The following is a 12,223-nucleotide window of genomic DNA, read 5'->3' on the forward strand; positions in this document are numbered from 1 at the left end:
GATTCTTCTCTCAATTAGATCTTTAAATAACGTAGACCTATTTGGTGCTTGAATTTCTTCCAACGTGTACTTTCCGAAGCATAGTGGTTCATAAATAGTTTTATCATTGTCCTCTGTTGTTAATTTCCCGACTTTTTGTTATCTTTGTCTAAAATTTGAAACACAGTAGGTTTTCAGTTTTACATTTAAATTAGCATTATCTATTTTTGGAATTCAATTTGTACAAGTAATTGAATTGAAATTTTGTTTGTTGGTTCTTGCGGTGGTACAGTATCTCCTGTTACTTTCGCTGTATTTTGAATCTTTTTTCCAGCTTGGTCCTCGCATTGAGTACCACTGTATTTTGTATGTTCTTCACTGTTTTCTCAAGTGTAATGATTAGATCTTGTAGAATTAAGAAATGACCTTCGTTCATTTCATTTTCTTATCTACTCTGATATTTAGATGCTAATTACAATTAAATAATATATGATTTTCATAAAAAAGATATAGTAATATTTTGTCGTTAATTGTACTAATTTGATATTTTATAGTATTATTTGTCGTGAATTATACCTAGCAGAATATATTTTATGAAACTATAAAAGGAACAATGTGGAAATTCATCAAATAATTTACTTAAAAGGAGAATGTAATGAATACTTCTATCGATATACAACACTTGTGTGATCTTGCACATAAAGCATTTAATGCCCCTGTACATATTTTATCTACAGACAAAAAAATTTTATATCATTCTACATCTGATGATATATATAGTCCTTTTTATTCTTCAAAAGAAGAACATCTTAGTGATATTTATCAAGAAAACGATCCCTTTAACTTACCACTTTTCAGATGTAACAGCTATCTTGAAAATTTTGTTCTAATACATATAGAAAATCATGATCACATTAAAGGGACTATTATTATCGGTCCCACTATACATCCAAAAGGTTCAGATGATATGACCATAAAACTTCAAAAAGAATTTAAATCAAATGATAAAATTCAAGAAAGACTAGCCTATTATCAGTGTTTATCTGAGATTAAAAAAACTACATTAATTGATATGGGAATTTTATTACATTACATGATTTTCAATGAAAAGTTAGATGTAGGTATTGTTTTAGAAAAAAATAAAGTACTAGAGGAAGTTCCTAATAAAATTGTGAAACCTGATTTATATATTTTAAAACGCCGACAAAACAAACCTAAAACTCACAACATGGCATTAGTAAATGATTTCTTTTTGACTATCAAAGAAGGAAATAAAAAAAAGTTAATACAGTATATGTATGCAGTTTCACAAGAGGATGTTGAACTGATGTTAATAGAGGATCCGCTCAGGAACCAAAAAAACCTTGGAATTATTGCGATTACCTTAGCTACTCGATATGCGATAGAAGGAAACCTGCCACCAGATATTGCTTTTGCTCATAGTATTTTATATATACAAACTCTGGAACAATTAGATAACGTAGAATCTGCAAAGCGATTGTCAGGAGACGCTTTACGTACCTTTGCAGATCGTGTGAAAGAATACAATGCACAAAAGTATTCATACGCGGTTACTACATGTATGAAACATATTAATAAAAATGTTTACGATGGAATAACTCTTAATGAACTTGCTAATCATTTGGAAATTACCCCTACTTATCTGTCTAAACTATTTAAAAAAGAAATGGGAATTACTTTAAGTGAATATATTCAAAGGGAACGAGTGGAAGAAGCAAAAAAATTATTAACTCTAACTACTTATTCGTTATCAGATATCTGTGCTTGGCTAAACTTTAATGACCAAAGTTATTTTACGAGGGTTTTCAAAAAAATTACTAGCATGACCCCTAGACAGTACCGTGAAAAATATACAATAATATAGGCTTGTTATTTGGTTTCAATGTAAAAACTTAAACATAGGTGTAAGTAATCTCTAAAACTTGAAAATACTGAGCTTATTACTCTAGAAAAAGTGTGTGATTTGTTTAGATAAGGAACTTGTATTTAAATAGACGTATGATCAACCTGATATTATCTTGTTAGCGGAACAGTTTCAATTTTCAGGAGTTGGCAAAAATAATGGAGAAACGAAGCTTATCTATTTTTTAAATAATAATTAGGCGCTGGATTTATCAGTATAGTTCTGAATTAGACAAACGAGTCTGACGTCAGCTCAAACAAATAGCTTTTGAAGAGTCCATGAAACATATATCCAAGCAAAAGCACAATGGAAATGTTTATACCATATTGTTAACTTGAAACACTATTTTTCTAAAGAAAACAAAAAAACAGAAGGCTGCAAAGGATTTTTAAGAAAGCTTTGCAGCTGTTTTATATTTTAAAATATATGGTTATAACGATGAGCAAGTTTATAGATTAATATCTCCATTTTAAATATTTATTAATGTTGATATTAGGGTATATTTCGTAAAAATTAATAATGTAACATATATCACATGATATATCTATGTTTTATGCAATTATACATTACTAAATAAAGGTAAAAAAGTATAAAAAAACCTATTAAATTATTCTATAAGTATTTTTTCTAAAATATAATTTCTTGGTTAAGCTAAAATAGTTATTTTTTAACCTTATATATATTAATTTGTAATCATTACAATTACAGAGGTGAAATTTTTAATTAATTATATTTGTATAATGTTTTTGGCTCGTGTTTTTACTTAACAGTTAAATTATTGAGTACAATCGACAAAATTTTGCTATTTACGCATTAAAAATTTAATGTTTTAATGAACAACATAACTGGTATGACCAGAGAGAAAGGAGAAGATTACGCTAATAGGAGTATAGCGAAGTTGTAAGTAACATTATGTCGAAAATAATTTTCCTAATAATCAGTTAATTAATGAGAGACCTAGAATCTCAAAATGATCAAGTTTGTAATAAAAGTGTTCTAAGTTTTTGCATAACAAAAGTGAATTTATTCCGCAATAAAAGTATAAGCAATGTACAGTATAAGTTCGTCTTTTGTAGTCTTGTAAGGCTCTTGCTGACAAAACTAAGAGACATATTATGTAATTGATATTAAACAAGGTCAAAACAGGATTAACTGTAAGCATTGGCTTATCAATCCTCGTGGCTCTGTAAGTTAAACCGCAACTCTTTGGGAGAATTAATATATTACTACCCATTGGGTGTCTAATTCAAATATAGCTGATGAATTTTTATTGTTTATTTTTTGGAAAATAAAGTATCTAAATGAGAGATGAGTAAAATTCTTACATCCTATTAGAAGTAAAAAATAAGGATAACACCCTATCTGAAAGACTTCTCTTTCCTCATCCGTGTACAAAGAGTGAGCCTAGCGCTAGGTCGTACAAGTTATATGAATCAAGTTATAGAAAAAAATGGTAAAGGAGTGTACGGAATGAAGAATAAAATAATGACAGGATTTTTAATAACATCCATTGTAACTGGAGCGACTATTCCTATCAATACTCTCGCAACACCAATCGTTCAAGCAGAAACTCAACAGGAAAACATGGATATTTCTTCATCATTACGAAAATTAGGTGCGCAATCTAAATTAATCCAAACGTATATTGATCAATCTTTAATGAGTCCTAATGTACAGCTAGAGGAAGTCCCAGCTTTAAATACAAATCAATTCCTAATCAAACAAGATATGAAGGAATGGTCATTGGAACTCTATCCACAGTTAATTCTATTAAATTCAAAAAGCAAAGGATTTGTAACAAAATTTAATAGCTATTATCCGACATTAAAATCGTATGTAGACAATAAAGAAGATAGAGAAGGTTTTGTGGATAGACTTGAAGTACTTCAAGAAATGGCTATGACGAATCAAGAAAATGCGCAACGACAAATTAATGAGTTAACTGATCTTAAATTACAGCTTGATAAAAAATTAAAAGATTTCGATACTAATGTGGCAACTGCGCAAGGCATATTAGGTACAGATGGAACAGGAAAAATAGATCAGTTAAAAAATGAAATATTAAATACCAAAAAAGCAATTCAAAATGATTTACAACAAATTGCATTAATACCAGGAGCTTTAAATGAGCAGGGATTTGCTATATTCAAAGAAATTTATAGTCTTTCAAAAGAAATTATTGAACCGGCTGCTCAAGCAGGGATGGCAGCGTATAACAAAGGAAAAGAAATTAACAACTCTATTCTAGAAGCGGAGAAAAAAGCAGCGCAAGAAGCGACAGAACAAGGTAAAACTGCTCTAGAAATTGAATCGGCCAAAAAAGCAGCTCGTGAAGCAATTGAGAAAAGCAAACAAGGTGAAATAGCTGCAGCTGCAGCCGCAAAAACGCAAGAATATGACCTGATGAAAGCCATTGATACTGAAAAGATTAAGAAAACATTTGGTGTCTTCGCAGAAGTAAATAAACTAACAGCAGAGCAGCGATCATATTTAGATGACTTAGAGAAACAAAACCAAAAAATATATGATTTAACAACGAAACTATCAATAGCAGATTTGCAAAAATCAATGCTTCTTCTTTCACAAAATGATTTGCATACGTTTGCAAATCAAGTAGATGTAGAACTTGACCTACTAAAGCGCTATAAAGAAGATTTGGATCTAATAAAAAATAATATTACAAAATTATCTACTAATGTTGATGCAACTAACGAGCAGTCTCAAAAAGATACATTAAGACAATTAAAAAATGTAATAGGTTACCTTGAAGAACAGGTATATAAATTTTGATATTACGTTTTTGAAAAAACTATGAAAATTCTAGGAATATAGCGAAAAAAGGAGAAAAATGATGAAAAAATTCCCATTCAAAGTGCTAACTTTAGCCACTCTGGCAACGGTTATAACTGCTACTACTGGTAACACTATTCATGCATTTGCACAAGAAACGACCGCCCAAGAACAAAAAGTAGGCAATTATGTTTTAGGTCCTGAGGGACTGAAGAAAGCATTGGCTGAAACAGGGTCTCATATTCTTGTAATGGATTTGTACGCAAAAACAATGATTAAGCAACCGAATGTAAATTTATCTAATATCGATTTAGGATCAGAAGGAGGAGAGTTGCTCAAAAATATTCACCTTAATCAAGAACTGTCACGAATCAATGCGAATTATTGGTTAGATACAGCGAAGCCACAGATTCAAAAAACAGCTCGTAATATTGTAAATTACGATGAACAATTTCAAAATTATTACGACACATTAGTAGATACTGTACAAAAGAAAGATAAGTCAGGTCTAAAAGAGGGCATAAATGATTTAATTACAACAATTAATACAAATTCAAAAGAGGTAACAGATGTAATTAAGATGCTACAAGACTTCAAAGGGAAACTATATCAAAATTCTACAGATTTTAAAAATAATGTTGGTGGTCCAGATGGGAAAGGTGGATTAACTGCAATATTAGCAGGTCAACAAGCAACGATTCCACAACTTCAAGCTGAAATTGAGCAACTTCGTTCTACTCAGAAAAAACATTTTGATGATGTATTAGCATGGTCAATTGGTGGGGGATTGGGAGCAGCTATTTTAGTTATTGCAGCTATTGGAGGAGCAGTTGTAATTGTTGTAACTGGTGGTACAGCAACACCAGCTGTTGTTGGTGGACTTTCAGCTCTTGGAGCAGCTGGTATCGGTCTAGGAACTGCGGCGGGTGTCACGGCATCTAAGCATATGGACTCCTATAACGAAATTTCTAACAAAATCGGAGAATTAAGTATGAAAGCAGATCGTGCTAATCAAGCAGTTCTTTCGCTTACTAACGCGAAAGAAACATTGGCATATCTATATCAGACTGTAGATCAAGCGATTTTATCTCTAACAAATATTCAAAAGCAATGGAATACAATGGGCGCAAATTATACAGATTTACTGGATAATATCGATTCTATGCAAGACCACAAATTCTCTTTAATACCGGATGATTTAAAAGCTGCTAAAGAAAGTTGGAATGATATTCATAAAGATGCAGAATTCATTTCAAAAGACATCGCTTTTAAACAGGAATAGAACTGAAAATGAAAACTTATATTGGAGGAATAGAAAATGATGAAAAATATCCCGTACAAACTAATCGTTGCATCGGCTCTTTTAACTATGACAGCAACCCCTGTAGTCTCACCAGTAGCAGCTTTTGCAAGTGAAATTGAACAAACGAACAATGGAGATACTTCTCTTTCTGCAAATGAAGCGAAAATGAAAGAAACCTTGCAAAAGGCTGGATTATTTGCAAAATCTATGAATGCCTACTCTTATATGTTAATTAAGAATCCTGATGTGAATTTTGAGGGAATTACTATTAATGGATATGTAGATTTACCTGGTAGAATCGTACAAGATCAAAAGAATGCAAGAGCACATGCTGTTACTTGGGACACGAAAGTAAAAAAGCAGCTTTTAGATACATTGACTGGTATTGTTGAATATGATACAACATTTGAAAATTATTATGACACAATGGTAGAGGCAATTAATACAGGGGATGGAGAAACTTTAAAAGAAGGGATTACAGATTTACGAGGTGAAATTCAACAAAATCAAAAGTATGCTCAACAATTAATAGAAGAATTAACTAAATTAAGAGAATCTATTGGAAAAGATGTTAGAGCATTTGGAAGTAATAAAGAACTTTTACAGTCGATTTTAAAAAATCAAGGTGCGGATGTTGAAGCCGATCAAAAACGTCTAGAAGAAGTATTAGGATCAGTAAACTATTATAAACAATTAGAATCTGATGGATTTAATGTAATGAAGGGTGCCATTTTGGGTCTACCAATAATTGGCGGTATCATAGTGGGAGTAGCAAGAGATAATTTAGGTAAGTTAGAGCCTTTATTAGCAGAATTACGTCAGACCGTGGATTATAAAGTAACATTAAATCGTGTAGTTGGAGTTGCTTACAGTAATATTAATGAAATGCATAAGGCACTTGATGATGCTATTAATGCCCTTATTTATATGTCGACGCAGTGGCAAGATTTAGATTCTCAATATTCGGGCGTTCTAGGGCATATTGAGAAGGCAGCTCAAAAAGCGGATCAAAATAAATATAAATTCTTAAAAAATAACTTGGATGCAGCGAAAGACAGTTGGAAAACATTAAGAACAGATGCGGTTACATTAAAAGAGGGGATAAAGGAATTAAAAGTGGAAACTGTTACTCCACAAAAATAGGGAAATATTTATTCTATTGCAAAGTAATCCATAACATAGAGAGCCTATGATTACACTGTTAAACAGTAAAGCGATAATTAATAAATCCTTATATATTAAAAAGGCGGAGTCTCATTAAAGACTTCGCCTTTCACTTATATATAAGTTTTATCCAAATAAAAAGATAGTCATGTAGTTTACTTGTTTTTAAAAATTTGTAACAGAATTAATCAATAGGGGACAGGTTATATAGATTTGCTTAATAATATCGAATCTATGCAACAACATCGTCTTTTAATAAGAATAGGACTTGAAATCATACTCTATGCAGGAGGAATAAGAAAAGATGAAAAAAAACCCTTATAAAATACTGGCTGTATCAGCATTTTTAATTATGACAACTACCTATGCAATCACACCAGTAGCAACCTTTGCAATTGAAACTGAACAAACGAACACTGGAGATATGTCTCTTTCAGCAAATGAAGAAAAGATGAAAAAAACTGTACAAGATGCTGGGTTATTTGCAAAGGCTATGAATGAATATTCTTATTTACTAATTAATAATCCGGATGTGAGTTTTGAAGGAATTTCTATTAATGGGTATGCAGATTTACCTAGTAAAATTGTACAGGATCAAAAGAATGCAAGAGCACATGCTGTTACATGGAATACAAAAGTAAAAAAACAGCTTTTAGATACATTGACCGGCATTATTGAATACGATACAAAGTTTGAAAATTATTATGAAACATTAGTAGAGGCGATCAATAATGGAAATGGGGATACTTTAAAAAAGGGGATTACAGATTTAAGGGTGGGGATTCAACGAAACCAAAAGTCCGCAAAAGCGTTAATAGAAGAATTAACTAAATTTAAAAACGCTATTGGAGAAGATGTTAGAGTATTTGGAAGCCATAAAGAGACCTTGCAATCGATTTTAAAAAACCAAGGAGCTGATGTAGAGACTGATCAAAAGCGTTTAGATGAAGTTTTAGGACAAGTAAACTATTATAAGAAATTAGAATCTGATGGGTTAATAATGGTGAAAGTCCCTTTTATCCCCACGCTTATTTCTGGTGGCATAATGATAGGTACTGCTAGAGATAATTTAGGTCGATTAGAGCCTGCTTTAGCAGAATTACGTAAAACTGTAGATTATAAAATTACATTAAATCGTGTAGTCGGAGTTGCATTTCATAATATTAGTGATATGCATAGTACGATTGATAGTGCTATTACTGCTCTTACTTATATGTCCACACAATGGGATGATTTAGACTCTCAATATTCGGGCGTAATGGGGCATATTGATAAAGCTGATGAAAAAGCTGATCAAAATAGATATAAATTTTTAAAGCCTAACTTGAATTCAGCTAAAGACAGTTGGAAAACATTAAGAGCAGATGTTGTCACATTACTAGAAGGCATAAAAATTGCAGAGAAGAAAGAACAAGATTTTATGAATCTACTTCGTCCATCAAACGTTTTTTACTTTTATAAAAAAATCCATAACGCATACACTTTTGAAATAAAGACTGGAACAAATGCACCAAATGCGTCTTATAAAGTTATGAATTTAACTAAAAACACTGTTCATCATATGTGGAGTGGAGGTGCTAATACAAGCATGTGGGCTGACTGGCTTTCATTCAATCCAAATGATGAATTTGCGGTGGTAGCAGTAGTGGATGGAAAAGAATATGTTGTATATAAAGACAAAGTAGAAAATATAATGAACTGAACCCGAAAAAATGCATTAATTGGAGATGGTACACTAAACTAGACACCAAGTTAATTGAAAAATTGACCGGCATATGGCTCCTTATTTCCTAGAACACCTAGCTAAAGCAAAGGAATTCGTACATAGATTAGTTGACATTTATGTAGGTTTCATCCATTTTCAAAGATAGTTTTTCTTTTTTGTTTTATTTTTCAAAAATCACGAATGAAATTTTCGCATTTACGAACTCAGCACATAATGGTTGTTAGATGAATTGACATACCACGTCCCTTTAGAATTTCAGGCATATTATGATAACTTAAAGAAAAAAATAATAGTAGCAAATGGCTACTATTATTTTTCTTTAAAATATCACATCTATCATGTTCCTTATTTGCTTTCCCAGAATTTATTCTAGTTAAAAAAAACTTGCACCAGAACACATATTGTTCTGATGCAAGGTTCGCTGCAATATAAAATACACGACAGTAAGGGCAAGACATAAAATGTGATTTCAAATGAAACATATGTATATGTGAAGTAAGGTAAAAGAGGGGCTGCTCATAACCAGTAGCCCTTCTTTATAACGTTATTTTGCAGGGAAATGTTCAAATATACGTTATATATCATATTCCTCTTTTTCGGAAGAGCAACAAGAACATCTAGCTTAAAAATTTTCACAACAGAGCCAGATAACGTGTTAAAGTATTAATTACTGTGCATGTAAAGATAAAAAAAAGAGCCTTACAAAAAGATGTTTGTAATAGTTTAGCTTATACGATTTTAGGGGATTAATAGTACTTTGTGCTGTTATTATTAACCTAATTTCCAAGAAAAAGAGGTGAATGTAGGATGACTAAACCTTTTAAAAAAAATAGTCGTTATATGGTTGGATTGGACAGTCTAAGGGGCCTAGCTATACTAGGTGTTATTTTGTATCATATTAATTTTAATTGGATGCCTGGAGGATTTTTAGGAGTTACTGTATTTTTTGTACTTTCAGGTTATTTAATTACAGATATTCTAGCCATAGAGTGGAAGAGAAATAAGAGAATTGATTTAAAAAAATTCTGGCTTAGTAGGGCAAGGAGATTGCTTCCAGGAATGCTTGTTATGCTCGTTATAACGTTGGCATGGATTACAGTTTTTCATAGCTCTTTACTTGAAAAAATGCGCGGAGATTCATTAGCGGCATTATTTTATGTTAGTAACTGGTGGTATATTTATCATAAATTATCGTACTTTGATAATTTTAACCAGCTTTCTCCATTGAATCATTTTTGGTCGTTAGCAGTTGAGGAACAATTCTACGTTGTTTGGCCGTTTATCATTAGTTTAGGGCTTTACTACATAAAAAAACAATCCCGTATGATTTTATTAATTTGTCTGGGAGCCGTTGCTTCAGCTTTAGCGATGGCAATTTTGTATGAACCTGGAGCTGATCCGAGCAGAATATATTATGGTACAGATACGAGGGCCTTTTCCTTACTTATCGGAGCGGTACTTGCCTTAGTTTGGCCAAGCAATAGACTTGCAAATAAAATTATCCCAAAGGCGCGTTTCATTCTTGATGTAGTGGGGGGCATTGCCCTTATTATTATTTTGGTTATGTTTTGGAAGACCAATCAATATGATCCATTTCTATACAAGGGAGGAATGGTTCTCTTATCAATTGCAACAGCATTGTTAGTCGCAAATCTAGCTCATCCAGCTAGTCGTATTGCTCAATTTTTACGATTTAGACCTTTACGTTGGATAGGGATAAGATCGTATGGCATATACCTCTGGCATTATCCAATTCTTACATTGACGCCTCCAAAGGTAAATGCTGGGGATTTTTCATTAATAAGAGCAATCCTTCAAATTCTTTTGATTATATTGATTGCGCAAATTTCATGGAAGTTTATTGAAAAACCAATCCGACAAGGTGCGCTCCGGAACATTCAGTTTAAGAATTTAAGAATTCAAAATGTCACTTTAGGTGTTAAGTTAACTTTAATTTGTACATTATTCGTTTCGTCGATAGCGGTCGTAGGGTTATCAAAAGCTAGTAAGGCTAAGGAGAACTCTCAACAAGATAAGGTGAAAGCAGCACAAACACAACCGGCGCCACATCCAGTTGCAGTTTGGGAAAATCCAAATCAAGAGACGCCTCAAAAACAAGGGGAATCAAGAGAAGTAAATTCTGCGCAACCTAAAAATTCACTCACAGTTACTGCGATAGGCGATTCCGTTATGATTGATATTACTCCGTATTTAAAAAATACTTTTCCTGATATTAGGATTGATGCCCAAATTGGTCGCCAGCTGTCAAAAGCGATTCCGGTAGTTGAACAGTTAAAATATGAAGGTAATTTAGGAAATTATGTCATTATTGGATTAGGTACAAATGGAGCCTTTACTACTGAGCAACTTGTTTCATTAATAAAAGTAATTGGAAACGAACGTAAAATCATATTTATTAATACGAGAGTACCACGTCCGTGGGAATCAATCGTGAATGAGAGACTGAAAGTAACGGTATCTGAATATCCGAATGTAACTCTAGTTGATTGGTATGCAGCAAGTGCTGGAAAGAAAGACTACTTTGCACCTGACGGTGTGCATTTAACCAAGGTAGGTGCAGAAGCATACGCAGCACTTGTAGCCAAAGCGGTGAAGTAATAATTAAATATGTTTTATTAACTTCTGTTGGGTAAGGAAATGGTTCTGAGTATGAGGTGCCACTCTGAGGTTTAATTACAATTCAAAAAAGAATATTATTCATGTTCTTCTAATCTAAGATTTAGAGTGGCCTGACTCACTTCTGTAATTTGACATGAAATATATGCAAACCTGAAAAGAAAGAAAAGGAACTAGAAGAGGCTACAAAGAATACAAAATATGAAGTTGAAATATTAGGAAGAGACTCCGCAGGTAGAAGCACTGCAAATACATTAAAAGAGCAACAAGTAATAAAAAAATTAATTCAAATCCATAAAGTATAGTTCTAAGGAGAATACCAATGACAGATCCTCGTTGGCCCAAAGAAGGCGACTGGGTGAAAATGAAAACTTGCCTTCATGGTAGCCAGCTGAATTATTTGAAGTATCTAACCCTTTACAACCTTTAGAATGGTATTTTGCGGATCATAAACATAGTAAAGCGACAACGATACAATATATATGGGGTTATAAATAATTGGTTTTAAATGATAGACATGCTCTTGGTTTAATAGAAAGGGAGAATAAGGATATTGCAATATTTTTAAAGCGAAAAGCCGAAATTGAGGAATTAGAAGAATTGTAATAGTGAAGGAATGGATTAATTTATAAAAAACGTAGGAATTAAATATTCCTACGTTTTTTTGTACATAACATTTAAAAAAACACCTTATTTTTGG

Annotated in this window: 6 protein-coding genes and 1 pseudogene; all 7 read left to right on the forward strand. The window is 32.3% G+C overall.

From position 1 onward, the window contains the following. Positions 1-634 precede the first annotated feature (634 nt). Complete coding sequence (locus JDS98_RS26070) at positions 635-1,864, forward strand: helix-turn-helix domain-containing protein (protein ID WP_087971222.1); 1,230 nt, start codon at positions 635-637, stop codon at positions 1,862-1,864. A 1,509-nt stretch (positions 1,865-3,373) separates the two neighbouring features. Next, positions 3,374-4,693 (forward strand): hemolytic enterotoxin HBL lytic component L2, encoded by a 1,320-nt coding sequence (gene hblC, locus JDS98_RS26075; RefSeq protein WP_098711907.1) that lies wholly within the window; start codon positions 3,374-3,376, stop codon positions 4,691-4,693. Positions 4,694-4,754: 61 nt separating this feature from the next. Next, positions 4,755-5,975: a hemolytic enterotoxin HBL lytic component L1 gene (hblD, locus tag JDS98_RS26080; RefSeq protein WP_199634486.1), complete on the forward strand. Its 1,221-nt coding sequence runs from the start codon at positions 4,755-4,757 to the stop codon at positions 5,973-5,975. 36 nt (positions 5,976-6,011) lie between these two features. Further along, positions 6,012-7,139 (forward strand): hemolysin BL binding component B, encoded by a 1,128-nt coding sequence (hblA, locus tag JDS98_RS26085; protein ID WP_199634487.1) that lies wholly within the window; start codon positions 6,012-6,014, stop codon positions 7,137-7,139. A 325-nt stretch (positions 7,140-7,464) separates the two neighbouring features. Continuing rightward, positions 7,465-8,862 (forward strand): hemolysin BL regulatory component HblB, encoded by a 1,398-nt coding sequence (gene hblB, locus JDS98_RS26090; protein ID WP_199634488.1) that lies wholly within the window; start codon positions 7,465-7,467, stop codon positions 8,860-8,862. A gap of 831 nt (positions 8,863-9,693) precedes the next feature. Continuing rightward, positions 9,694-11,505 carry an acyltransferase family protein gene (locus JDS98_RS26095; protein ID WP_199634489.1) on the forward strand — a complete coding sequence of 604 codons (1,812 nt, stop codon included), beginning with the start codon at positions 9,694-9,696 and terminating at the stop codon, positions 11,503-11,505. 372 nt (positions 11,506-11,877) lie between these two features. Then, a pseudogene (locus JDS98_RS26100) lies at positions 11,878-12,129 on the forward strand (hypothetical protein); the annotation flags it as partial. Positions 12,130-12,223 lie beyond the last annotated feature (94 nt).

It is taken from the genome of Bacillus cereus group sp. N11, assembly GCF_016483605.1.
Taxonomy (GTDB): Bacteria; Bacillota; Bacilli; order Bacillales; family Bacillaceae_G; genus Bacillus_A; species Bacillus_A toyonensis.